At 44.2% G+C, this 24,087-nt stretch carries 19 protein-coding genes and 4 pseudogenes; 10 read left to right on the top strand and 13 right to left on the bottom strand.

All coding sequences use genetic code 11. From position 1 onward, the window contains the following. Positions 1-2: 2 nt before the first annotated feature. The 4 genes from NSS95_RS16400 (at position 3) to NSS95_RS16385 (ending at position 4,547) form a co-directional block, all read left to right on the top strand. Positions 3-797, top strand: a complete 795-nt coding sequence (locus tag NSS95_RS16400) for an MBL fold metallo-hydrolase (RefSeq protein ID WP_026683519.1) — start codon at positions 3-5, stop codon at positions 795-797. A 217-nt stretch (positions 798-1,014) separates the two neighbouring features. Next, positions 1,015-2,277, top strand: coding sequence for a S1C family serine protease (locus NSS95_RS16395; protein WP_026683520.1), 1,263 nt, complete (start codon positions 1,015-1,017; stop codon positions 2,275-2,277). A gap of 297 nt (positions 2,278-2,574) precedes the next feature. Then, complete coding sequence (rlmH, locus tag NSS95_RS16390; RefSeq protein ID WP_340714030.1) at positions 2,575-3,054, top strand: 23S rRNA (pseudouridine(1915)-N(3))-methyltransferase RlmH; 480 nt, start codon at positions 2,575-2,577, stop codon at positions 3,052-3,054. Positions 3,055-3,371: 317 nt separating this feature from the next. Further along, a complete protein-coding gene (locus NSS95_RS16385) occupies positions 3,372-4,547 on the top strand; it encodes an IS256 family transposase (protein ID WP_017551449.1) in 1,176 nt (391 codons plus the stop codon). Between the two features lie 693 nt (positions 4,548-5,240). On the opposite strand, the pseudogene NSS95_RS16380 reads toward NSS95_RS16385, so the two are convergent. The 7 genes and pseudogenes from NSS95_RS16380 to NSS95_RS16350 form a co-directional block, all read right to left on the bottom strand. Further along, positions 5,241-5,620: pseudogene (locus NSS95_RS16380) on the bottom strand (ABC transporter permease); the annotation flags it as partial. A 188-nt stretch (positions 5,621-5,808) separates the two neighbouring features. Continuing rightward, on the bottom strand, positions 5,809-6,141 hold the full coding sequence (locus tag NSS95_RS16375) for a DUF1048 domain-containing protein (protein ID WP_061086807.1): 333 nt from the start codon (positions 6,139-6,141) through the stop codon (positions 5,809-5,811). After that, on the bottom strand, positions 6,138-6,491 hold the full coding sequence (locus tag NSS95_RS16370) for a DUF1048 domain-containing protein (protein WP_061577824.1): 354 nt from the start codon (positions 6,489-6,491) through the stop codon (positions 6,138-6,140). Before NSS95_RS16370 ends, NSS95_RS16375 begins: the two co-directional genes overlap by 4 nt. Before the next feature lie 103 nt (positions 6,492-6,594). After that, positions 6,595-6,861: a DUF1048 domain-containing protein gene (locus tag NSS95_RS16365; RefSeq protein WP_328229026.1), complete on the bottom strand. Its 267-nt coding sequence runs from the start codon at positions 6,859-6,861 to the stop codon at positions 6,595-6,597. Next, positions 6,845-7,201: a PadR family transcriptional regulator gene (locus NSS95_RS16360; protein WP_061086809.1), complete on the bottom strand. Its 357-nt coding sequence runs from the start codon at positions 7,199-7,201 to the stop codon at positions 6,845-6,847. The genes NSS95_RS16365 and NSS95_RS16360 overlap by 17 nt, the downstream gene beginning before the upstream one ends. Before the next feature lie 187 nt (positions 7,202-7,388). Continuing rightward, a complete protein-coding gene (locus NSS95_RS16355; protein ID WP_061577823.1) occupies positions 7,389-8,720 on the bottom strand; it encodes an MFS transporter in 1,332 nt (443 codons plus the stop codon). Between the two features lie 332 nt (positions 8,721-9,052). Further along, positions 9,053-10,365: pseudogene (locus tag NSS95_RS16350) on the bottom strand (IS1380-like element ISBco1 family transposase). 373 nt (positions 10,366-10,738) lie between these two features. On the opposite strand from NSS95_RS16350, the gene NSS95_RS16345 reads away from it, so the two are divergent. The 5 genes from NSS95_RS16345 (at position 10,739) to NSS95_RS16325 (ending at position 15,771) form a co-directional block, all read left to right on the top strand. After that, entirely contained in the window at positions 10,739-12,241 is a 1,503-nt protein-coding gene (locus NSS95_RS16345; RefSeq protein ID WP_035183112.1) for a malate:quinone oxidoreductase, read from the top strand. Between the two features lie 600 nt (positions 12,242-12,841). Next, a complete protein-coding gene (locus tag NSS95_RS16340) occupies positions 12,842-13,501 on the top strand; it encodes an amino acid ABC transporter permease (protein WP_026683527.1) in 660 nt (219 codons plus the stop codon). Further along, positions 13,482-14,171 carry an amino acid ABC transporter permease gene (locus NSS95_RS16335; protein WP_014096648.1) on the top strand — a complete coding sequence of 230 codons (690 nt, stop codon included), beginning with the start codon at positions 13,482-13,484 and terminating at the stop codon, positions 14,169-14,171. Before NSS95_RS16340 ends, NSS95_RS16335 begins: the two co-directional genes overlap by 20 nt. After that, positions 14,164-14,901 (top strand): amino acid ABC transporter ATP-binding protein, encoded by a 738-nt coding sequence (locus NSS95_RS16330; RefSeq protein WP_014096649.1) that lies wholly within the window; start codon positions 14,164-14,166, stop codon positions 14,899-14,901. Before NSS95_RS16335 ends, NSS95_RS16330 begins: the two co-directional genes overlap by 8 nt. 27 nt (positions 14,902-14,928) lie before the next feature. Then, complete coding sequence (locus tag NSS95_RS16325) at positions 14,929-15,771, top strand: cysteine ABC transporter substrate-binding protein (protein WP_046721059.1); 843 nt, start codon at positions 14,929-14,931, stop codon at positions 15,769-15,771. 34 nt (positions 15,772-15,805) lie between these two features. Here NSS95_RS16325 and NSS95_RS16320 read toward each other — a convergent pair whose 3' ends face one another. The 3 genes and pseudogenes from NSS95_RS16320 to NSS95_RS16310 form a co-directional block, all read right to left on the bottom strand. Then, the gene (locus NSS95_RS16320) at positions 15,806-16,966 is read right to left on the bottom strand and encodes an alanine/ornithine racemase family PLP-dependent enzyme (protein ID WP_014096651.1); all 1,161 of its coding nucleotides are present in this window, start codon (positions 16,964-16,966) and stop codon (positions 15,806-15,808) included. Further along, on the bottom strand, positions 16,966-18,042 hold the full coding sequence (locus NSS95_RS16315) for a DUF1611 domain-containing protein (protein ID WP_061565307.1): 1,077 nt from the start codon (positions 18,040-18,042) through the stop codon (positions 16,966-16,968). The genes NSS95_RS16320 and NSS95_RS16315 overlap by 1 nt, the downstream gene beginning before the upstream one ends. Before the next feature lie 275 nt (positions 18,043-18,317). Continuing rightward, positions 18,318-19,055, bottom strand: a pseudogene (locus NSS95_RS16310) (carboxynorspermidine decarboxylase); the annotation flags it as partial. A gap of 110 nt (positions 19,056-19,165) precedes the next feature. On the opposite strand from NSS95_RS16310, the gene NSS95_RS16305 reads away from it, so the two are divergent. Beyond that, on the top strand, positions 19,166-20,851 hold the full coding sequence (locus NSS95_RS16305; RefSeq protein ID WP_260832243.1) for an IS1634 family transposase: 1,686 nt from the start codon (positions 19,166-19,168) through the stop codon (positions 20,849-20,851). Between the two features lie 154 nt (positions 20,852-21,005). Here NSS95_RS16305 and NSS95_RS16300 read toward each other — a convergent pair. From NSS95_RS16300 to NSS95_RS16290, 3 genes and pseudogenes are all read right to left on the bottom strand, one after another. Continuing rightward, positions 21,006-21,401, bottom strand: a pseudogene (locus tag NSS95_RS16300) (carboxynorspermidine decarboxylase); the annotation flags it as partial. Then, positions 21,401-22,600: a saccharopine dehydrogenase family protein gene (locus tag NSS95_RS16295; RefSeq protein ID WP_340714029.1), complete on the bottom strand. Its 1,200-nt coding sequence runs from the start codon at positions 22,598-22,600 to the stop codon at positions 21,401-21,403. The gene NSS95_RS16295 and the pseudogene NSS95_RS16300, both read right to left, overlap by 1 nt. A gap of 606 nt (positions 22,601-23,206) precedes the next feature. Continuing rightward, positions 23,207-24,031, bottom strand: coding sequence for an STAS domain-containing protein (locus NSS95_RS16290; RefSeq protein ID WP_035188747.1), 825 nt, complete (start codon positions 24,029-24,031; stop codon positions 23,207-23,209). Between the last annotated feature and the right edge of the window lie 56 nt (positions 24,032-24,087).

Here is a 24,087-nt window from a genome sequence, read left to right as displayed (position 1 = left end):
CGATGGGGATGCAATTTAGTGTACTTGCGAGCGGAAGCACGGGAAATGCGATCTATGTGGAGACAGAGCAGCATGCTTTTTTAGTGGATGCCGGTTTAAGCGGAAGGCAAATGGAACAGCTTTTCGGACAGATTGGCCGCAATATTGCCGATTTAAGCGGAATCCTTGTTACGCATGAACACAGTGACCATATTAAAGGAATCGGGGTGCTGGCACGGAAATACAAGCTCCCGATTTATGCCAATGACAAAACATGGTCGGCGATGGAAGGCATGATTGGAGAGATTCCAACAGATTTGAAGTTTTCATTCGGGATGGAATCTGTCCAATCGTTCGGAAGCCTTGAGATTGAGTCATTCGGCGTTTCCCACGATGCCGTCCAGCCGATGTTTTATATTTTTCATGAAGGCAGCAAAAAATTGGTCATCATTACGGATACAGGTTATGTCAGCGATCGGATGAAAGGGACGATTTCCAATGCGGACATTTTTGTTTTTGAAAGCAACCACGATGTGGAAATGCTCCGGATGGGAAGGTACCCGTGGAGTGTAAAACAGCGCATTTTGAGCGATGTCGGGCATGTGTCGAATGAAGATGCCGCACTTGCGATGAGCGAAGTGATCGGGGACCGGACAAAACGAATATACCTTGCCCATTTAAGCAAAGATAACAATATGAAAGACCTCGCGCGGATGGCGGTTTCCCAAACGCTTCAGGAACAGGGCCTGGCGGTCGGCGAAACGTTTTCATTATATGATACGGATCCGAAAATTCCAACGGCCTTAACAGCTGTTTAACCAGAGCAATCCGGTGGCAGAATCTGTCGCTGTGGGGCCCGCCGCCAACAACCGGGGCAGCGTTTAATCGGCAGGCGGGCCATATTTTTTTTTATTTTGGCGCTTGATTTTTAGTAATTTTTAATTATCAGCCATTATAATGGAATCAGAACGGGCAAAAAAGAGCTCCTTCATCTAACTTCTATTTTCCTCATCAGTACAGAAAGGGTGGTGCGCAATGGGATATTATGATGATCAGGACGGCCAACGGCGTGGAAAAGAAAACAGGCGGAGCGGCGGAAAATTTGGTTATTTTCTTTCCGGGCTGATTGGCGTGATTGTGGGGGCGCTTGTGGTAGCCCTTCTTTTTCCAAATATTTTTGGAAAAACGAACTCAGACTCTTCTGCGGTAGATTCAAATTCTGTGGCAAATACCAGCACGTCAACGGCAAAAACAACGAAAACCGTCTCGTTAAAGGTGACAACCGATATTACAAAAGCAGTGGAAAAGACGGAGAAAGCGGTTGTCGGCGTCTCAAACATTCAAAAACAAAGTATTTGGTCTGATGATATGTTTGGGCAGGACTCAAAATCTTCTTCCTCTTCTTCTCAGGAAGCCGGATCCGGTTCCGGGATTATTTACAAAAAAGCCGGTGATAAAGCTTATGTCGTCACCAATTACCATGTGATTGAAGGGGCAAATGCGCTGGAGGTGACCTTATCGAACGGGAAAAAGCTTTCTGCCAAACTTGTCGGCGGCGATAAATATACGGATCTGGCCGTTCTACAAATAGACGGCAGCAATGTGACAACGGTTGCTCAATTCGGTGATTCGGATGCATTAAAACTTGGAGAATCTGTTATTGCGATCGGTAACCCGCTTGGTGAAGAATTTGCCGGATCTGTTACAGAAGGGATTGTTTCCGGGTTGAATCGGACTGTTCCGGTGGATATCGACGAAGATGGAACGGAAGATTGGCAGGAAGAAGTTATTCAAACCGATGCTGCGATCAACCCTGGCAACAGCGGTGGTGCTTTAATCAATATTTCCGGCCAGGTTGTCGGGATCAACTCCATGAAAATTTCAAATGAGTCGGTTGAAGGCATCGGATTTTCGATTCCAATTAATTCAGCAAAACCGGTCATTCACCAGTTGGAAACAAAAGGGAAAATTACCCGCCCGGCAATGGGTGTCGGGATTGTAAACGTCTCGGATATCTCGGCTTACCAGCAGCAGGAAACGTTAAAATTGCCTACCAATGTGACGACCGGCGTTGTGATTGGCTCTATTGAAAACGGGTCCCCTGCCGGTAAAGCCGGTTTGAAAGAATTTGACGTCATTTACAAACTGGACGATCAAAAAATTAACAACACCGTGGAATTAAGGAAATATCTGTATGAGCATAAACAGCCCGGCGATAAGGTGAAAGTGTCGGTATACCGGAACGGCCAGCCGAAAACATTCACATTAACACTCGGGACCGCTTCGGGAAGCAATTAACAAACTGCGGAGGAAAGGCGGAAAGCTTTTCCTTCCTTTTTTTGCGGCATTCAGTTATCAACAGGGCAAAGCGTGCTGCGGACTGCAGCGGAAATGAACATTTTGTTGAAAAAAATTTTTGTACGGGCGATATTTGTGGAAATTGCTCGAAAAGAAGGTTATAAACAGGCTGTGAATAGCGAAAAATGGTGAAATATATCTTGTATGGAACGGTTATTCCCACACAAAATGTGGATAGTTTCTGTGGATATGTGGATAACTCTTGTCAATAGCTTGTGGGTAAGGTGGGTGTAAGTTGTGAATATCTCTATCGTTACAGTGGGAAAATTAAAAGAAAAATATTTGAAACAAGGCATTCAGGAATATTTAAAACGTCTTTCCGCTTATGCAAAAGTTGAAATCATCGAAGTAGCGGATGAAAAAGCGTCCGAAATGCTGAGTGCAGCGGAAATGGAGCTGGTAAAGCAGAAGGAAGGCGAGCGGATTCTTGCAAAAATCAGCCCGGACACCTATGTCATCACTCTGGCGATCGATGGGAAAATGAAGTCGTCAGAGGAACTGGCCGATTCACTCGACCGCCTTGCAACATACGGCAAAAGCAAAATAGTCTTTGTGATCGGCGGCAGTCTCGGCTTAAGCCAAGCGGTTCTGCAGCGCGGCAACGAAAGCCTCTCTTTTTCAAAAATGACCTTCCCCCACCAGCTCATGCGGCTCATCTTAGTCGAACAAATTTACCGCGCATTTCGGATTATTAGGGGGGAACCGTATCATAAGTAGGGCTTGCTGAACAAATCCGATTCGGCGTTTGTACCCAATTTGTCAGCAAGCTCTGTCTTAAGATAAGGAAGCGTGGAAAAAAGGCGGCCTTTCTTAACATTGAAGGCGTCTATGTTAAGGAATCGCAGAAAAACGAAGGCCTTTCTTCACATAGAGTGCGTCTACGTTAAGGAAGCGAGAAAAAGTGAAGGTCTTTCTTCACATAGAGTGCGTCTATGGATTAAGTCCGTATAATTGTGTAAAAAGAAGGAGTCATTTTATCAACTCTTGGCAACACTGTTTTCAACGACGATAAACTAATGAAAAGAGGAGATAAAATGACTCACTTACAGTTTAACTTAAATTTGGATGTTTTAAAAGAAGCCATCATGACTTCCGATCTTGACGCGGTAATTAAATCAGCGGTTGTCCTCGTGTTAAACGAGTTTATGGAAAAGGAAAGGGATGACTATTTAAAAACGAGCCCTTATGAACGCGCTGTTGAACGCCGGGATTACCGGAACGGTTACTATGAACGCGAGCTGTTGATGAGCATCGGCAATGTTACATTAAAAGTTCCCCGGACACGTAATGGCGAATTCTCAACTACCTTATTTGAAAAGTATGCCAGATGTGACCAAGCTTTCGTCCTTTCTATGTTGGAGATGGTCATCAATGGCGTCTCTACCCGTAAGGTCACAAATGTCGTAGAACAGCTTTGCGGTAAGAATGTATCCAAGTCGTTTGTCTCTTCCCTTACGCAAAAACTGGATCCCATTGTGAATGCTTGGGCCGAGAGACCGTTGAATACAACCTACTACCCTTATGTGTTTGTGGACGCCATGTATATAAAAGTACGGGAGCACCATAAGGTCATATCAAAGGCTGTTTATATTGCGACTGCCATTACAGAGAAGAATACACGTGAAATACTGGGTTTAAGCGTTGACCATGCAGAAAGTTTGGAGAGTTGGAGTTCATTTTTTAAACAACTTAAATCACGTGGACTCCAATCACCAAAACTCGTTATTTCCGATGCTCACATGGGCCTTCAGAAAGCAATACAACGGGAATTCATTGGCACTGCTTGGCAAAGGTGCAATGTTCATTTTAAACGCAATATCATTGAAAAACTGCCCAAAAAAGATACTGCAGAAATCCGGGTGATGATTAAGCGCGTGTTTGAGGCCGTTACGATTGAGGACATACGCAAGTTTAAAGATGAATTAATAAACAAATTTGGTACAGAAGCAAGATTTGAAAAAGCCCTGGCCATTTTAGATGAAGGTTTTGAAGATACTATCCAATACATGAACTTTCCTGAGAATATCCGTATGCACATACGGAGTACTAATTCCCTCGAGCGGCTTAACCAAGAGGTTCGTAGAAGGGAAAGGGTCATTCGCATTTTTCCTAATACCCAATCTGCTTTTCGTTTGGTTGGTGCCGTTTTAATGCAGTATCAAGATACAGAATACTCGAAGAGGAAGTCACTTATGGGAAAGAATAGTTAGCAGCATTTTCAGCTTAACTTCCATCATGGATGATTTCATCTCCGGGAAGGGATGTCAAATTGAAAGGCATTTGACATCCCTTCCCGGAGATGAAGAAAAAAATCCATGGAAGTTAAGCCGAAAAAATGAAAGGGTGGTTGAAAACATTTGCCCATAAATTTACACAATAACCTGGACTTGACTCGTCTATGTTAAGGAAACGAGAAAAAGTGAAGGTCTTTCTTCACATAGAGTGCGTCTATGTTAAGGAAGCAAGCAAAAACGCAGGTCTTCCTTCACATAGAGTGCGTCTACGTTAAGAAAGCGCGGAAAAACGCAGGTCTTCCTTCACATAGAGTGCGTCTACGTTAAGGAAGCGAGAAAAAGTGAAGGTCTTTCTTCACATAGAGTGCGTCTATGTTAAGGAAGTGGGGACTTTTATAAAACTCTTGCATTCTATTTTTGCCAACCTGTCAGCATCCTTGCCAAATCTGGGAATTTTGCTTATTCAGGAAGCCCTAAGTAAATGAGTTTTCTCAGAAAAATAAAAAGCCATAAAAGGTGCAAAGATCAATAAAAGTTTCACCTTTTATGGCTTTATTCATCCTATCTTGCCAAACCACACCTTGGGAAAAGTGATCGAGGCCACCTATCATGCCTATTTGGAGGGTACACTTTAAAATTTTCCTAAAAAATGGAAACCCAATGCATGGATCACAGCGTCTGACTATTGACCTTCCTCAGGATAGGCTTACCGTAACTGGCGTTTAATGCTTTATTAGCGAAGAAATAAGCGATGGCCATGATCGTGATGCACCAGGCTAGCGCGCTCCAAATATCATTGTTAACAGATCCTTCATTCAGGAGGGCCCGAATCGCATTCACAATTGGAATTTACAGGCTGGTTTTCAGCGAACATACGGACAATTTTAGGCATGGTGTCGGTAGGTACAAAAGCCGAGCTGATAAACGGCAGGAATATCAGCGGATAAGAGTAGGCTGTTGCCCCTTCCATCGACTTCGCTGTTAAGCCGGGATAACCGTCAGCCATGTAAGTGCAGCGTAAACTGGCCAAGAATGCCAGCTACCGCGACAGAAATCGCTGCAGGGCTCATCTTTTTTCCTCCTTTAAAAGTCAGCGGGATATCAGGTGCTCCGCTTCACTACTTAGTAATACAGATATTCTGTATTACTTACTACGTAATTAAAAAATAAATTTGAATGGTGAAGGTGGCACATTCCTATTTGTAACCAACTATTCAGTCGGATCTATTGGATCAAACTATTTTTTCTTGGCTTTATCGGTTTTTTGATTGACCGATTCTTGATAGAGATCAGCATAAGTTTTTGATCCTTCAATCAGCGCATCGCAGAAAGCAGCGACGTCTGGTCCTGTGACTTCAAGCACTCCTTTCCCCGCAGCTGCACTTTCTTCAAAGAAGTTAAGAATTTCAGAAAGCAGCCCAATACTTTCGTTTACCTCAACAACACCGACTTTGAAGAGATATTTTTGAATCTCTTTATAAACAATTTGGTAATCTTGCGGCAGCGCTTTGACACGTGCAACATGGGCTCTCCATTCTTTTTTGCCCTCAATGATACTTTTGATATTCATTTCAGACCTCCTAATTTTCTTGCTACGTTCCTGTTCAACTGCTCACGCCATTTATCTCGATAAGTTTTTGCGCCTTCATCACCAACAAGCGCTGCGCAGAAGCCTTTAATATCATCTCCCAGTACTTCTTCAATGCTCTGTTTGTCTGCTGATGCAACTTCAAGCAGTTCAAGAGCGTTTTCCAAGATCGGTATCAGATTACGGCCGGTGAAATCTCCGTAAACCCAGAGATTGCTTTTTATTTCGTTCCACGCCGTTTGATATTCAGCTGGCAAGACTTTTGCTCGTGCTTCAAAACTTTTTATTGCTTTTGTCATATCGCTACCGGTTATTTTTTCGAAAAAGTTCATGGAAGTCTCCCTCTCTTCTTCAGCAAATTGCTATTATCTAATCGCATCATTCAGTTTTTGGCGCTGCTTGTCGATCTACGATTTTGCATCAATGGCGAGATCGTCACAAAAAGAAAGCTGCTACGTCATCGCCAGTTACTTCTTTAACGTGCTTGCCATTTGCTGCGGCTTCTCCAAGCAGTTCGATGATGTGGGTAAAAATAAATTTCGTTTCTTGCCAATCCATCACGCCTCCTGTGTTCCAGAGATACTTTTGCATCGCCTTGTAGGCGTTGTAGTAGTCTTCAGGCAAGGCTTTTGCACGTTTTTCCATTTCACGCCATGCTTTTTTTTCGTTAAAATCGCCAAAAAATTTATCCAAAATGCTCATTAGATGGCTTCTCCTTTTGGTTAAATTTTTTTAGTTCATTCATTTTACTTGAGATGAATTCCCATTTTCTCCAAAAAATTTCAAGTTGTTCTTGGCCTGTTTCGTTGAGTGTATAAAATTTTCGCGGCGGCCCCATTGTGGAGGGCTTTTTCTCGACGTTCACCAGATTTTTTTTCTCAAGCCGCATGGTAATCGTATAAACGGTACCTTCAACAACATCGGTAAAGCCCAGTTTTCGCAGCCGTTGCGTAATTTCGTAGCCATAGGTTTCGCCACGGCTGATGATTTCAAGAACACAACCTTCAAGCACGCCTTTCAGCATTTCTGTGATATTTTCCAATATTACACCTCTATTTCAATTGCCATAGTATATACATGTTTTTCGGAGGGGTGGTATTCAGTATTACTAGCTACACCTATATAGTATTACTAAATACCAGCCTTTGTCAATAAATTTTCGGCAAAAAAGCTTGTTTTTAAACTGCATAAAAACAGCTGCAGCCTGCCACGCTGCAGCTGTTTGGCATTCAGGTGATAATTTTGTTTTTCGAATCCGGGCGGGATTGAAGTTCTGCTTCGATCCGGGAATGCTTCGAGGATTCGCTCATGAATAAGTAGGTGAGCAGGCTGATGGCAATACAGCCGGCGACGTAGTAGAAAAAGGCGGATTCCACGCCGGCATTTTTCAGCCAAAGCGCGATAAATTCGGCTGTTCCGCCAAAGATCGCAACAGTTAATGAATAGGGAAACCCGACACCAAGCGCGCGAATTTCAGTCGGAAACAGCTCAGCTTTTACAATGGCATTAATGGAAGTATAGCCGGTTACAATGATCAGCCCTGCCATCATGAGAAGAAAAGCAAAAACCGGGTTTTGCGTTTGCCTCAACCATAAAAATATCGGCACAGTCAAAAGGGTCCCGAGAATGCCAAAGCCGATTAACAGCGGCCTGCGCCCGATCCAGTCGGACAGTTTTCCGGCAAGCGGCTGGAAAACAACAAAGATCAACAGGGCAATAAAGTTGATCCAGCTGACGGTTTCTTTATCAATGCCCGACGTGTTCACCATAAATTTTTGCAGATAGGTGGTGAACGTGTAAAATGCGACAGTGCCGCCAAGCGTAAGGCCGACAACGGTCAGCACCGCTTTCGGATAATTCATCAGCACTTTTAGCGTTCCGGCATTTTTACGCGTTTCCGATCCCATCTCCTCGAATTGTTCGGACTCGTCCATCGTCCGGCGCAGCCATAAGACCGCCAATGCGCCAATCGCGCCGATCACAAACGGGATCCGCCATCCCCACGAGGTCATTTCGCTTTCATTTAATGCGAGTTGGAGCACAATTTGGACACCAAGTGCGATCAATTGTCCCGATACAAGCGTGACATATTGAAAACTGGAATAGAAGCCGCGGTGGCCGCTGCTTGCCATTTCGGACAAATAAGTTGCGGAAGTGCCGTATTCCCCGCCCAGCGAAATCCCTTGCACGAGACGGGCCAGGACCAAAATAACCGGTGACAGCATACCAATTTTGCTGTATCCCGGTGTACAGGCAATGACAAGCGAACCGAGTGCCATAATGGCAACAGAAAGGGTCAGCGCAGCCCTGCGGCCGTACCGGTCTGCATACCGGCCCATGATCAGGCTCCCGAGCGGCCGCATCAGAAAACCAATGGCAAAAATCCCGGCAGTATTTAACAACTGGACAGTTTGGTTCCCCTTCGGAAAAAATGCTGATGAAAAATAAACCGCAAACGCAGAATAAACATACCAATCATACCATTCGATCAGATTGCCAAGTGATCCTTTAAAGATGTTGGCAGTAACATGTCTGGATGTGAGTCCGGTTGTTTGTGCCAATTTGTCTTCCCCCTTTGTAAATGAAAATCCCCGTTTTCAAACCGTGAAAAATATCCCCTGGCATCCCCCCTTTTTGCAAACGCAAGAAATATACCAGAAAAATTTCTATTTACAAGATTCATTATATTATATTTTTAACCTGAAATATTCATAGCTACAAATCCCATTTGATAAATTTTGTTAAATTAGTTGAAAATAACGGTATTTAATTAAGAACCGTAGCCAATTCATAAAATAACTGAATTTTCAATAGAACAACTCTGGTATTTTGGGCATACTTGCCCCTTGACTGAAAAATTTATTTTTTTCAGTTATGAGAAGTATTCTATTGGTCATTCCAATTGTAGCTTTTGAATTCGATTCAGTACATCCCAAAAGAAATTTTGATACACAAAACTCGGATGTGTTTGAAGTAAAGGGATCTGCCTGATTTCACGACTTTACTTGCCGCTTTAATTAACCGAGTACGTATCGTATCAATTTGCATAGTTTTTTGACCTTCCGGAAAACAAAGAGTTCGTAACCAATTGGTCAAATTATATGCAAGAAGTGTTAACATCATTTTTACTTCGTTCACTAGAAAAGCGTGGCTATTCATATGATCAAAGTAAAAGCCATTTTTTGCTTCTTTGATATAGTTTTCCATCGTCCCTCTTTTTTGATAAGCTCGGACGATATCTTGAGGAAAAGCTAATTCAAAGTTAGTAACAAAAAAGGAATGGGTAAAGAACAGCTCACCTGCAGGACGTACCGATTGAATAATCACCCTTCTTGGTTTTGACCATGATTTTGCTTGGTAAATCGTTTCTTCATAATAGGTTTCCGTCTTGGAAACATCTAAAGGTGCGGAAGAAGGATGGTATTCCTTCGCTAAACTTTGTAGTTGTGAATTCGATTTCAACCGAATAATATACAAAACAGATTCTTCTTCACACAGATCGTATAATCCCGGAACAGCAAACCCGCTATCTCCACGAAGAAACAGGGTAGTTTCCGGAAACATTTCGTTATAATGTTTAATGAGAGGCCGAATAAATTCCACCACACCATTTGATGTATAAACATTTCCGGGACGGAGTTGTGCTTTCAAAAAGTCACCAGTCGCACCATCAAAGGCGACTAATGGATGAAAACCCATCGTGCCATAATGAGTATTATATGACGAAGATTCTTGGTCCCCATATGTATCCGAATGAGTCGAATCCAAGTCGATAAATAACTCTTTCGATTGTCGAAAACAATGAATCTTATCAAGCATTTCTTGGTTAGCCAGATTTAATTGTTCAATTGAATCTTTATCAAATCGTGTATAAAAGCGAGACAAACTGGGCTGGGAAGCAAGTGTTGGAGTTTCAATGATTTCCTTAAACACAGGATCATGAGTCAACTGATCAGCCGCATCATCTTCCGCATACCCGGCAATGATTTGATAGACTTTTTGACGTAACAAGTTTTCATTTGAATGAAGATAATATTTCCTTGAATCGTTAAGTCTCAAGTACTTAACTAAAGTCTTTGAAAAACCAATTTTTTCATCGAATTCTCTAAAAAGAAACTCACCTGTATCGGAGGAAAGAGAACCTCCATCATTTGACAATTTAATTTTATGATTGAAATCAAGTGTTTTTTGCGTTAAAGTAACCATATAAAGAGTCCTTTCTGTTTGGTTTTTGTTTTGGTTACTTTAACTTTAACAGAAATGGATTCTTTTTTCATTTTTTTAATGAATTACAATAAAGCCGAAAAGGCTTGGTAATCCATAAGTTATAATAAGTTTCTGAATTTCTGTGAATAATTCAGGTTTAAATAAAATGAAGAATGAATCATTCAGCAGATAAAAGGATTTCCTGAAATTTACATTGTCAAATTGTGTATCATTATTCTAAAGAATTATCATAAAATATGATATTATAATATTAAGACTTGTAAAGCGTTTTCCCGGGGACTTCCTCATTCTGTAAAAGAGGCATTGTTTCCGGAATAATAGGAATAAATACAGGGATAAGGAGAAGGTAATCATGAGCATCAAACAGGGAAAAACAGACGTCATCTTAATCGGTGCCGGCATTATGAGTGCAACGCTGGGCACCATGCTGAAAGAACTAGCCCCGGATTGGGAAATCACCGTATACGAGAAGCTGGCAAAACCGGGGGAAGAAAGTTCAAATGAATGGAACAATGCGGGGACCGGGCATTCGGCATTATGTGAGCTGAATTATACGCCTGAAAAACCGGACGGCTCAATAGACATTACAAAAGCTGTAAATGTAAATGAACAATTCCAGCTTTCAAGGCAGTTCTGGTCCTACCTGGTTAGCAAGGGGCTGATCCACAATCCACAGGACTTTATCCGGCCGATCCCGCATATGAGCCTCGTAGAAGGGGAGGCGAACGTTGCTTTTCTTAAAAAACGATTTAAAGCGCTGTCAGCCCATCCGCTTTTTGAAGGAATGACGTTTTCCGACGACCCTGAACAATTAAAGGAATGGATTCCGCTTGTGATGGAAGGCCGGACGTCTAACGAACCGATTGCAGCAACGAAAAGCGATGCAGGGACGGACGTGAACTTCGGCGCCTTGACCCGCATACTGTTTGACCATTTGGAACGCCAAGATGTCGAAATAAACTACAAGCATGCTGTTCAAGATATTCAACGCACCCCGGAAGGAAACTGGGAAGTGAAAGTGCATGATATTGAGCACAACAGAATCGAATACCATACGGCGAAATTCATTTTTATCGGGGCCGGTGGCGGAAGCCTGCCGTTGCTTCAAAAAACCGGCATTCCGGAGTCCAAACATATTGGAGGGTTTCCGGTAAGCGGGTTATTTATGGTGTGCAACAATCCTGAAGTCATCAACCGCCACCATGCAAAAGTGTACGGGAAAGCGAAAGTCGGTGCGCCGCCGATGTCTGTGCCGCATTTGGACACAAGATATATTGACCATAAAAAATGTTTGCTGTTCGGCCCGTTTGCCGGCTTCTCGCCGAAGTTTTTAAAAACAGGGTCAAATTTAGACCTGATTGGTTCTGTGAAGCCAAATAATGTCGTCACCATGCTTGCGTCCGGAGCAAAAAATGTGCCGCTTGTGAAATACTTGATCGGGCAGCTTCTCTTGTCAGACGAAAAACGGCTGGAGACGCTGCAGGAATTCATTCCGGATGCGAGATTGGAAGACTGGGATGTTGTCGTAGCCGGGCAGCGGGTCCAAGTAATTAAAGATACGGAAGCAGGCGGAAAAGGCACGCTTCAGTTCGGCACGGAGGTGGTAACGGCTGCTGACGGTTCAGTCGCAGCATTGCTCGGCGCTTCGCCGGGTGCTTCTACTGCTGTCCATGTTATGCTCGAAGTCATTGAAAAATGCTTCCCGGACCGGAAAAATGCATGGGCACCAAAAATAAAAGAAATGATCCCATCTTATGGAGTGCGGCTCGCGGAAAATCCGGAACTGCTGCATCAAATTCACGCTGAAACGGCAGAGACGCTCGGCCTGACGGAAAAAGAACCGGCCTACCGGTAACACGCTTGAGCGCTAAAATGAAAGGTCTTTGATCCTAAAGCGGATTGAAGGCCTTTTTTTTGGCTGTAACGCAGGCTCAATCAGCACTCCTGTTGCAGGCAGCCGGAAAACAGCACAGGTGCAAGCGAAGGGACAATTTCGGCATGCTGTTTTCTTTTTTGGGTGCCATCCAAAGAAAACCCTATCAAGTCGATAGGAATATATTGATTTTTGCCCCGGCGTTCAGTAAAATAAAGATGTTGCTAAAATGCTGAATATTTCTTATCCCGGGCGGCAGAAGGGCTCTCTTTGGAAACCGGCATCCTAATATATAAGTTGAACTCTATTCCTTTTTCATGCCATGTCTATTCTGATCGTCATGGATTTTGCCGCGAAAAACTTAAGTTCATTTTATATAGCTACAGTTCATGATCGTCTATCAAGATAAGAAAACCGCAGCAATACCTGAAAAAGGGCAGTCGTTTTCTTAGGAAACGGCTTTTTGTCGTCCGGCCTTTGAAATGCACTGGGTCCTGAATCGGGACAGCAACGTATACATATCGGGCGGCTGGTGCAAGCCCGCCTGGATTGAAGAGAATTTTTCAAAAAAGGAGGGGTGAGATGGACTGGACCGTTGTGCAAAACAGCCTGCCCATGTTTGAAAAAGGATTCTGGCTCACTTTGCGGCTTTCCTTTTTCGGCATTATCGGGGCAGGTGTTCTTGGCTTGATATGCAGTTTTATCCAGTATTTTAAGGTGCCGGTTTTACGGAAACTTGTAACGGCTTATGTGGAACTGTCCCGCAATACGCCTTTATTGATCCAGTTATTTTTCCTTTTTTACGGGCTTCCGCAAGTCGGGATCAAATTTTCTGCCGAGGTTTGCGGGATTATCGGGATTATTTTTCTTGGCGGCAGTTATATGGCAGAAGGGTTTTCCGGAGGGCTTGCAGGCGTTTCCAAAACGCAGATTGAGTCCGGGCTTGCGATCGGTCTGAGCCGGTTCCAGCTGGCACGTTACGTCATCTTTCCGCAGGGATTGATGCTCAGTGTCCCGGCATTCGCCGCAAATGTTATTTTTTTAATCAAGGAAACATCCATCTTTACCGTGCTGGCGATTCCGGAACTAACCAACACGGCACTTGACTTGATCGGGATGTATTACAACACGAATGAGTATCTGTTTATGCTCGTTGTGGCTTATGCCATCATTTTAATTCCATTGTCCATCTTGCTGACATGGCTGGAGAAGAAGGTGCGTTATGGGACATTCGGGAATTAGTATCTTTTTTGAAGGAGCCAATTTTTTACGTTTATTGGGCGGATTATATGTATCGGCAAAAATTGCTTTTCTGTCCATCTTTTTCGGCGGTATCCTCGGCATCGTGCTGGGGGTTTTAAGGACATTGCACAATCCGTTGCTCCGCCTTTTGCTTAGGCTGTATCTGGAGTTCTTTCGCATTGTGCCGACGATTGTCCTGTTATTTTTGTTTTACTATATTCTGCCGCAAAGCTTTAACATCAACTATAAGGCGGATACGGTCGGGACCATTGTTTTCAGCCTGTGGATGGCTGCCGAAATGAGCGATATCGTCCGTGGCGCGCTGATTTCTGTTCCGATGCATCAGGTGGAATCTGGAAAAGCGATCGGTTTAAGCACGGTCCAGCTTTACCGGTACGTGCTTGTGCCGCAATCGGTCCACTTAATGATTCCGGCGACCATTAACCTGATGACCAGAATAATTAAGACGACTTCCCTTTTGCTATTGATCAGCGTCGTGGATGTCATCAATGTCGGCCAGCAAATTATCGAAGCGAACAGCCACCGTTATCAGGACGGCGCGTTTTGGGTATACGGTTTTATCTTTATCCTGTATTTCATTTTATGCTATCCGCTTTCCCGGCTGGCAAGGCGATTAGAAAGGAGGGGCAAGGCAGGGGCTAATGGCTGAACCTTTACTGAAAGTCGAACATTTAAAAAAGTCGTACGGCGAAAAACGGGTGCTGGAGGATATCTCTTTCGAAGTGGAGGAAGGCAGTGTCGTTGTTCTCCTCGGGCCGTCCGGATCGGGAAAAAGTACATTGATCCGCTGCTTAAACGGTCTCGAAGCCTTCCAGGGTGGCACCATTATGTTTAATGGGGAAACCGTACGGCCGTCGCCGAAAAACTGGCGCAGGCTCAGGCAGCAGATCGGAATGGTTTTCCAGAGCTATGATTTATTTCCGAATATGACGGTGTTGGAGAACATCCTGCTCGGTGCAGTGAAAGTCCAGAAACGGAAAAGAGACGAAGCAGCGCGCCAGGCCATGAGCCTGTTAAAGGAAGTCGGCATGGAGCAGTATGCCAATGCCTACCCGCGCCAGCTTTCCGGCGGGCAGAAACAGCGGGTGGCGATTGTCCGCGCGCTTGAGCTGAACCCGAAGCTGATGCTGTTTGATGAAGTGACCGCCTCGCTTGACCCGGAAATGGTGCGCGGCGTGCTCGAGATCATCCTGCGGTTGGCAAGAGAAAAGATGACAATGATTGTCGTCACGCATGAAATGAATTTTGCCCGGCAAATCGGGGATAAAATCTTGTTTTTGGAAGACGGGAAGATTCTCGAAGAAACCCCGGGGCGCCAATTTTTCACTAAACCGCAGACAGAGCGGGCGAAAAGCTTTTTGGAAAGCATGGATTTTTAAAAGAAAAATATTTTGGAGGGTTAGACTATGAAAAAGCATCGTTTGTTTGGTTTGGTTTCAGCATTTTTATTGATTTTGTCGCTGGCGCTTGCAGGCTGCGGCAAAAGTTCCGGCAATTCTTCAAGCAGCAATCCGTCCAGTGTTTCAGCAATTAAGAAAAATGGCACGATCAAAATTGCCGTATTTGGAGATCTTCCGCCGTACGGATGGGTCGATAAAAACGGGGGACGGCAAGGATATGATGTTGCGCTCGCCAAACAGGTTGCCAAAGATCTTGGGGTAAAAGTGAAATTCGTGCAAGTGAACGCCAACAGCCGTGTGGATGCATTGAAATCGAATAAAGTGGATCTTGTTCTGGCAAATTTCACAGTCACACCGGAACGGAAGCAAGTTGTTGATTTTGCCAAGCCATACATGAAAGTTTCCATCGGTGTCGTTTCACCGAAGAAAAACCCGATCACAAATGTCAGCCAATTAAAGGGCAAGTCTTTGATCGTCAACAAGGGCACTACTGCGGAAAACTATTTTACAAGCAAGCAAAAAGATGTGAAATTGCAAAAGTACGATTCCAAAACAGAACAGTTCAATGCGCTTAAAAACGGGCGGGCCGTTGCACTGGCGGACGACAATTCCTATCTGTATGCTTGGGTGAAAAACCATCCGGATTATACGGTCGGCATTAAAACGCTCGGGCCGAACCAATATATTGCCCCTGCTGTGAAAAAAGGCAACAAATCGCTCCTTAATTGGATGAACAAAGAAATTACGAAGTTAAACAACAATGGCTTTTTCAAAAATGATTACAACAACAATCTGGCGCCATACTTTGGCAGTGATATCCGCGCGGAAGATATTATTATAACGAAGTAAAAAAAGGCAGGCTGTGCTCGCAGCCTGTCTTTCTTTAATTTGCAGGGTTTTTTTCGGTTTCTGGGGGACGGTTTTGCCTTGTTCCGCGCGAAAGCAGAAACTGTTGTTTGTAAGGCTCGGTTGTGGCCGCGCCATGGACATACGTTTTATAAACATACGGGGACGTCATGGCTCTCAGCATCGCGCCGTAGTTCATATAAAACCTTACTTCATCGCCCGGCACGAGAACCGCATCCTTTGTATCCAAAATGATATGGTCGCTGCTTGAGCCAATGATATGGAACGGCCGGACAGGGGTAAGGCCTGAAACAAGCACATCATGCCGGCCCGCACTGATAATGGTCCGCCGTCTGTTGCCCCTGTCGATAAAGGTGACTTGTTCCCCAAATGCATTTTTGCCAATTGTCCCATATGGCACGGAAGGTTTGATTTTTGATTCGATGACTTCGGCAACAAAGCAAAAGGCATCCTGATATAATGACGGAATGATATGCCCGCCTGATGTTTCGCGGCCCAGCAAAATGGACTCGCCGAGCCGTACATTGTTTACGGCCTCGGCATCTTTTGTTTTCACGGCCCAGTTGTAATTGGCGGAGTTGCCGCCGGAAACATAAGGAAGTTTGAGGGAAAACAGCTCCTGCATAGCTTGGACAAACCGGGAAAACGTCTGCATCTTCTGTTCGGTCGGGAGCACGCCTCCAAAGCAGGCAAAGTTCGTCCCGATTCCGGCCAGTTCAATCCCGGGGCAGGTGAATATTTCTCTGATCATCGCAGGGGCATCTTTTAATAATATGCCTTCCCTCAAATCTCCCATTTCCACCATCAGGATGATTTTATGGGTTTTCTGTTGCCGCACCGCTTCAGCGGATAATGCACGGATCGTATCCAGCTCCGTGTTCATGCTGATATCCGCATACCGGACCGTTTTTTCTACTTCGCTGATCCCGGGGGAACGAAGCAAAATCAAATCTGCTTTGATCCCCGCTTTTCTCATTTTTTCGATATTTGCAATCTTCGAGTCTGCGAGGCTTGTGATGCCTGCCTCCACCAGGGCGCCGGCAATGTTTAAATCGGCTGTAACGCCTTTCACAACGCCTGTAATGCTGATTCCTTTCCTCCCAAATAATTGTTTTAACGTTTTGGCATTGTGCCGGATCTTCTCCAGATTGATTTCCACCCGTGGAAGAACGGCCATCAGGAAACCACTGCCTTTTTCAGGGAAGGGAAGAAATCGAGCAAGGCGTTTATAATTTTGTCTGTGCCGGTTTTTAACACATCCGTAACCGGAAGATGGTAAGTTTCTTCATAGCGGCGGATGGTTTCTTCCAGTTCGCGCTCTGACATCCCATCGTGGTTGAGCGTAATGCCGATGACTTTTGTCTTTCCGAAATGTTCAATCAGGCTGATTTCATCTTCCACTTTCGGCACTTCGGCAAATGGAAAATCGGATAAATATTTTCGTTTCGGGGCGTGTTGTAAAATGACTGCTTGCGGCCTTGCCCCTTTTAAAATGCCGGTTGAGCTTGCATATGCCGGATGGCTGAGCGCGCCCTGGCCTTCCACGATGATCATATCCGGATGTTCTTCTTTATTGGCCCGCAAAATTTCGCGCTCCAGTTCACCGATTAAATATTGGAGTGGGAAAGCATCCATCGCAAACCCGTACTTGGCGCCCTGGATCAAGCCTGTCTGCCCGGTTGCGATAAATGCCGGGCGGTAGCCTTTTTCCATGAATGCCTTTTCAATGCATTTGGCAGTTGTCCGTTTTCCGCAGGCCCCGTCTGTTCCGAGCACGGCAACGACAGGGGTGTTCATTTTCAAAATTTCTCCGGTAAACAAAGTCCATTCTTTTTTCGGCCGCGGTTTGCGGATATCGCGGATCGTGACACCGCAAGCCTGTGCGTGGGCCGCCATTTCTTCATCTTCTGTTAAAAATTCCTGGAGCGGGTTGATGATGTTCAATCCGGCTTCCATTGCCTGCAGAATGACTTTTCTTTCTTCCGGTTTTAAAAAGGCGTTCGCCGGCGCGATGCCGAAAATGAAGTCATCCGTTTTCGGGCCGGAGTGGATGAGTGCGTCTTCCAGGTCTTTGCAAACCGGAATGCCGCTCCATTTGTTGTCGAGGAGCATGCCGGCATCCTGCCCGTGTTTGCTGCTGTCAATGACAGCCGTAATGGTGTAATTCCCGGGTTCACGGATGAGTCCGTTTGCTGTTTTGCCATCTGTTGTGCCAAATTGGTTTTCGCAATATACAATTGCCCGCTTTTTCATTGCCATCCCTCCATTTATTGAAATTCAGGCAACACAAAAAGAACACCTAATGGCTTCAAATAGTAAAATACTAAAGAAGTTAGCTGTCCGCGTTTACGTATGGGCATGCCGGAAAACCTGAGGTTATTGGAAGCTTCCAAATATTATTATAACAATGACGGAGTAAAAAGGGAAGCAGGAAGCATGCAACCAGGACAGCAAAAAAAGGGGCAATTCCGCTGCCAATCCGGCATTTGGAAAAGCCCCTTGCATTTGGAACGGCGGGCATTCGGCATTCACCCGAGTCTCATTTTAAAGTCGTGATAACCGAACTCACGGACAATTGTGCAATCGCCGTTTTTGTATTGGATCGCGATGGCCGGAAGCGGCATGCCATTAAAGGTGGTGTTTTTCACCATGGTGTAGATGGCCATATCGTCAAATACAAGGCGGTCGCCTTCTTTAAGCGGCTTATCGAAGGAATAATCGCCGATCGTATCGCCGGCGAGGCATGTCTGGCCGCCAAGCCGGTACGTATACGGTTTTTCGCCCGGCTCCCCAGCCCCGATGAGCGGCGGGCGGTACGGCATTTCCAGCACATCCGGCATATGGCACGAAGCGGAGGTATCGAGGATCGCGATGTCCATGCCGTTTTTCACCGTGTCAAGCACTGTTGTGACAAGATAGCCGGCATTTAAAGCAACAGCTTCGCCCGGCTCAAGGTAGACTTCCAAACCGTATTTGTCCTGCATCCGCTTGATGCATTTTTCGAGGAGCGGAATGTCATAGTCTTCCCTCGTAATATGGTGGCCGCCGCCGAAATTGATCCATTCCATTTGCGGCAGCCATTCCCCGAACTTTTCTTCGACGGCATCCAACGTTGTCTCCAGATCGTCCGCATTTTGCTGGCAGAGCGTGTGGAAATGGAGGCCGGTGACGCCGTCCAGAAGCGCAGGGCGGAACTGTGCCTGCGTCACACCGAAGCGCGAGCCTGGCGAACAAGGGTCATAAATCGCATGCCCGGTCTGTGTCGAGCGCATATTCCGCACGTAAATTTTTCCATTTTATGATTTTTTTAAAGGAATTTTCTCCTTCTTTGTAGAATTGAATGATTATCTAATTACGGGAAGATGAGGAAATTTTTATGTCAGATCAAATTTTAACCTTACATGTGGGGCCGTCTCAACTTTTATCTAAACTGTGTGATGAAATAGAACTCGAAAAGACCATTAATGATTTAGTCAAATGGGATTCTGTCCGTTGTCATGTCTCACCCGGAACAAGGATTAAAGCCCTTGTCTTAAACATTTTATGCAGTGGCAAGCCCCTTTATAAGGTTCATGAATTCTATCAAAACCTAGATTCTGAGATGCTTTTCGATACATCGGTTTCACCCGATCAATTAAATGATGATGCATTAGGAAGAGCATTAGATTACTTGTATGAAGCCGAAGCATGGAAAGTCTATTCCACCATTGCATTAAAAGCACTAAAAAAATTGAATCTTCCTATTGGTGTACTGCATAACGATACAACCTCAATTTCTGTTTACGGAGAATATAAGCAACCGAAGGAAGATGGACTGCAAATTACGTACGGGTATAGTAAGGCCCATAGGCCTGACTTAAAACAAATCGTTCTGGGGATGGGGGTCACACCTGAACGAATTCCTATCCTTGCAAAAGTAGAAAATGGGAATACTTCGGATAAATCTTGGAATGTGGAATTCATTCAAAAGATGAGAAAAATCCTTTCCCATGAAGATTGGAAAAATCTCATTTATCAAGCCGATTCTGCATTAATCACAACGGAAAATCTAGCGGAAATTCAACAACAAAATTTATCGTTTATTTCCCGTTTACCTGATACATTCGGTTTAAGCACAGAACTAAAGAAAGAGGCATGGTTGCTCAATAACTGGGAAAGGGTAGGCTCACTTAGCAATAAAAAAGACGCAGCTATTTACCAAATTCAAGCTTTTGAAAGACAAATTCAAAACCTTCCTTACCGGTTTCTTGTTGTCCACTCAAACAATTTAGATCAACGAAAAGAGAAAACCCTAAATCGGGCGATCGAAAAGGAAGAAATACAATTAAAAAAAGAGATAGAAAAACTGAGTAAAGTTATCTTTCATTGTAAAGAGGACGCACTAGAAGCAATTCAATCTTTTAAGAAAAAACAAAAGGCTTCATATTTCTGTTATAAACTAAACGTCCAGATGAGTGATCAACCTATCAAACGAAAAAAGAGAGGAAGACCTAAAAAGGACGAACAGACAAAACAAGAACAAATCTATCAAATACAACTGGAATCGTTTGAAAAAGATCATGATTTTATCGAAAATAAGAAAAAAATGCTCAGCACTTTTGTTTTAATCACAAATAAATTAGATGAGGAGACACTATCCAATCAAGAAGTTTTGAGGGTTTATAAAGGACAGTCGGCCGCTGAGACCCGTTTCCGATTAATCAAAGATTCACAAATGATTGATGCCATTTACTTAAAAACCCCGGAAAGGGTTGAGGCCTTAGGTATTGTGTATGTGATGGCTTTATTAATCTATGGAATTTTAGAATATCGAGTTAGAAAAGAACTGAAAGAAAAGAACCTATCTCTAATCTTGAAAGGAAAAAGGAAACTCTATCAACCCACAGGCCAAGCATTGTTAGAGCAATTAGAAGATATTACCGTGATCCTTATAAATCAAAATCAACAAAAAATAAGGCTCTTACCCGATAATATTGATTCACAAGCCAAAAAAATCATTGAATTATGCGGGTATGATGTATCAATATACGTGTCAAAAAATGTCGAAAACAAAGGAGAATAACACACAATAGGAGGAATTCATGAAAAGAATGTCGAATTGAAAAGAATTTTATCGAAAATTCCTCAAAAATAAGAAGATATCATCCCACCAAGCCATTTAAATATAGTTCATTCAAAAATTAGAATGAACTATATTTAAGACGTGCGAAATGTGGGGTCGAGCATTCCGGATTGATGCGCAGGCCCACCTTTTTTCCGCCTGCAAGCACACGGCCTTTGAATTTCTCAAGCTGTGAAAATGAATTAAAAATAATATGGTCGCAAATCGAGACGATCTCATCGATTTCACCTTCACGGTAAGCGGCGGAAAAAATATGGTTTTCTTTTCCCATTTCCTCATGCCCGAGGCGTGCTTCATACAAGCCGCTTGCTGTTGTCCCGCTCAAGTATTTGCCGATGAGCGGGTACAAAGCAAACATCGAAAAAGCTTTTTGCGCTAAAACAATTTTACATCCGGTCCGTTTCATCACGCCGTTTAAAACTTTCAAATTGTCTTCGAGCTTTTGTTCATCAATCACATAGCAAGGCGTCGGCAGTTCTTCAAATCTCATCAGTCGACAAGCTCCGGATTAAAGCTTTCTTTCCACGGCAGGCCCCATTTGTTCAGGGCTTCCATGAACGGATCGGGATCAAATTCTTCCACATTATAAACGCCTTTTCTGTCCCATTTACCCTGGATCAGCATCATCGCGCCGATCATTGCCGGCACGCCGGTTGTGTACGATACCGCCTGCGAGCCGACTTCTTTATAGCAGGCTTCATGATCGCACACATTGTAAAGGTAATAGGTTTTGTCCTTGCCGTCTTTTTTGCCGTGAAAAATGCAGCCGATATTCGTTTTCCCTTTTGTGCGCGGGCCGAGGGAAGCCGGGTCCGGCAGCACAGCTTTCAAAAACTGCAGTGGCACGATTTGCTTGCCTTCAAATTCAATCGGCTCAATCGAAGTCATGCCGACGTTTTCCAGGCATTTCAAATGGGTCAGGTAACTTTCGCCAAACGTCATGAAGAAACGGATCCGTTTAATGCCAGGGATGTTTACGGAAAGCGACTCCAGCTCTTCATGGTGCAATAAGTACATATCGCGTTCGCCGATTTCAGGAAAGTCATATACGCGTTTGATCTCCATCGGCTTTGTTTCGACCCATTTGCCGTTTTCCCAGTAGCTGCCATTGGCGGAAACTTCGCGGATGTTGATTTCCGGGTTGAAGTTTGTTGCGAACGGATAGCCATGGTCGCCGGCATTGCAGTCCAAAATATCAATATAATTGATTTCGTCAAAATGGTGTTTTAGGGCATAAGCGGAAAATACGCCTGTTACGCCCGGGTCAAAGCCGCTGCCGAGAAGGGCGGTAATGCCGGCTTCTTCAAAACGTTCGCGGTACGCCCATTGCCATTTGTATTCAAATTTGGCCGTGTCTTCCGGCTCATAGTTCGCGGTGTCGAGATAGTTTGTTTTGGTTTGAAGACAGGCTTCCATGATGGTTAAATCCTGATAAGGCAGCGCCAGGTTCATGACGACATCCGGTTTCACTTTTTCAATTAAAGCAACCAGTTCATCGACATGATTGGCATCGACCTGTGCAGTCGTCACTTTCGTTTTGCCGCCGTCAAGCTTTGCTTTTAACGCATCGCATTTTGATTTCGTACGGCTTGCGATGCAGATTTCTTCAAAGACTTCGCTGTTTTGGACACATTTATGCGCAGCGACCGATGCTACGCCGCCGGCCCCGATAATCAACGCTTTTCCCATTCTTCTGTCTCCTTCAAAAAGAATTTTTGCATAATAAAAAGCAAGTGCAATCCGCATACGTGCGCACAACACTTGCTTGAAATCATCATCCTAAAAAAGCATGCATATCTGCAAAAAAACGGATATACGCCTGCCATAAAAGTCCGTGGACAATATGGAAGAAAGCTTTATATTCCTATAGGATCAGAGTCTATATAGCAAATAATTACTTTTACCACTCTTATTGATCGTTTCACAAGTTGATGTGCACAAGCACCGGTTGTAAAGTAACCAACTTATAAAATTTGAGTTTCCCACTCAATCAATAAGGCAACCAAAAGTTGCCGATTCGGCATTTGGCCCGGCACACCGATGCCTTTACTCCACTGGCCAAAATTATCTGCTTGGAAAGACTCCTGATGCTCTATATATGCTTTCCAAATCATGCTCTTCTATCGTATCAGCACGAACTTAAAATAGCAAGAAGAAAATTTTTCATGGCGCCTTGGCTCATCGTTTTTTTACCCTGTTCCTATGAAAATAATCATAAGCGGGCGGTTGGGGAAACAGCAAAAAGGATGCAACGCTCTGTTGCATCCTTTTTGCAGTAGATTGATAGATTTTTCATCATTCCGGCATGAGTTCCAGTTTGGAGTGGATCGTTACATCATTAAAATCAATGCCCAATTGAATGGCAGTTTGTGCTACTTCCGGCCGGATGCCGGAAAGAATGCATTTTACCCCGATTAACCGCAGCGTCTCAATCAGCCGGAAAATTTGCTGGGCGACCATCGTATCGATGACGACCACGCCGGATAAATCAATGTACAGAAGGAGAACGCTTTTTTCTGCGCATTGTTCAAGGGTTTTTTCCAGAATGATTTTCGCACGGTTGGAATCAATTTCCCCGACAAGCGGCAGCAGCGCGGTATTTTTGCCGACCATAATGACAGGGGAACTTAGCTCTTTAATCGTTTCTTGCTGGGACTCCAGCCGCTTTAAGGAATAGTGGTGGTTTTCTTTCATAAACCAGATCATGACATGTTCGAATGTACGGATGATCGCCCTGCGCCAAAAATTCAATTCCTCATATGTATACTCTCCTTCGTGGGCTGCAACAAATGAATCGAACAGGTCGAGATACTGTTCCTGCGTGTGGAAGAACTCACGCAAAATGAAGTGGTTCGGTGTGGCAAGATGCTCTTCATCTTGTGCAACGCTCATTACCCACTTTTCAAAATGGTGTAAAAAGGTATCTTCATCTTTTAAAAACACTTCACAAAACTGGACGTGGAACTCGTGGTTCTGCTCTTTCAGTCTTGCAACCACTTCGGGGTCGGTGGACGCATAAACCCCCTGCACGCTGTTTTTGTCGAGAGATGCGTACCAGTCTTCCGTCAATTGCCATGTTTTTTCAAGGAAAAAATGATGCAATGCCTGTCTTAGCTCCATTTTATCACCCGCATGATGTAAGATTGAATTGATGGTCATGATCGTTTTCGCCATTT

Origin of the sequence: Weizmannia sp. FSL K6-3076 (genome assembly GCF_038007245.1) — a bacterium.
Taxonomy (GTDB): domain Bacteria; phylum Bacillota; class Bacilli; order Bacillales; family Bacillaceae_C; genus Weizmannia; species Weizmannia faecalis.
Note: the sequence above shows the minus strand (reverse complement) of the source record. Positions and strands in the feature narration are given on the sequence as shown.

Coding starts and splice junctions, on each gene's coding strand:
- NSS95_RS16400 (WP_026683519.1), top strand. CDS start 3: ATGGGGATGCAATTTAGTGTACTTGCGAGCGGAAGCACGGGAAATGCG.
- NSS95_RS16395 (WP_026683520.1), top strand. CDS start 1,015: ATGGGATATTATGATGATCAGGACGGCCAACGGCGTGGAAAAGAAAAC.
- NSS95_RS16385 (WP_017551449.1), top strand. CDS start 3,372: ATGACTCACTTACAGTTTAACTTAAATTTGGATGTTTTAAAAGAAGCC.
- NSS95_RS16375 (WP_061086807.1), bottom strand. CDS start 6,141: ATGAATATCAAAAGTATCATTGAGGGCAAAAAAGAATGGAGAGCCCAT.
- NSS95_RS16370 (WP_061577824.1), bottom strand. CDS start 6,491: ATGAACTTTTTCGAAAAAATAACCGGTAGCGATATGACAAAAGCAATA.
- NSS95_RS16365 (WP_328229026.1), bottom strand. CDS start 6,861: ATGAGCATTTTGGATAAATTTTTTGGCGATTTTAACGAAAAAAAAGCA.
- NSS95_RS16345 (WP_035183112.1), top strand. CDS start 10,739: ATGAGCATCAAACAGGGAAAAACAGACGTCATCTTAATCGGTGCCGGC.
- NSS95_RS16340 (WP_026683527.1), top strand. CDS start 12,842: ATGGACTGGACCGTTGTGCAAAACAGCCTGCCCATGTTTGAAAAAGGA.
- NSS95_RS16335 (WP_014096648.1), top strand. CDS start 13,482: ATGGGACATTCGGGAATTAGTATCTTTTTTGAAGGAGCCAATTTTTTA.
- NSS95_RS16330 (WP_014096649.1), top strand. CDS start 14,164: ATGGCTGAACCTTTACTGAAAGTCGAACATTTAAAAAAGTCGTACGGC.
- NSS95_RS16325 (WP_046721059.1), top strand. CDS start 14,929: ATGAAAAAGCATCGTTTGTTTGGTTTGGTTTCAGCATTTTTATTGATT.
- NSS95_RS16320 (WP_014096651.1), bottom strand. CDS start 16,966: ATGGCCGTTCTTCCACGGGTGGAAATCAATCTGGAGAAGATCCGGCAC.
- NSS95_RS16315 (WP_061565307.1), bottom strand. CDS start 18,042: ATGAAAAAGCGGGCAATTGTATATTGCGAAAACCAATTTGGCACAACA.
- NSS95_RS16305 (WP_260832243.1), top strand. CDS start 19,166: ATGTCAGATCAAATTTTAACCTTACATGTGGGGCCGTCTCAACTTTTA.
- NSS95_RS16295 (WP_340714029.1), bottom strand. CDS start 22,600: ATGGGAAAAGCGTTGATTATCGGGGCCGGCGGCGTAGCATCGGTCGCT.
- NSS95_RS16290 (WP_035188747.1), bottom strand. CDS start 24,031: ATGGAGCTAAGACAGGCATTGCATCATTTTTTCCTTGAAAAAACATGG.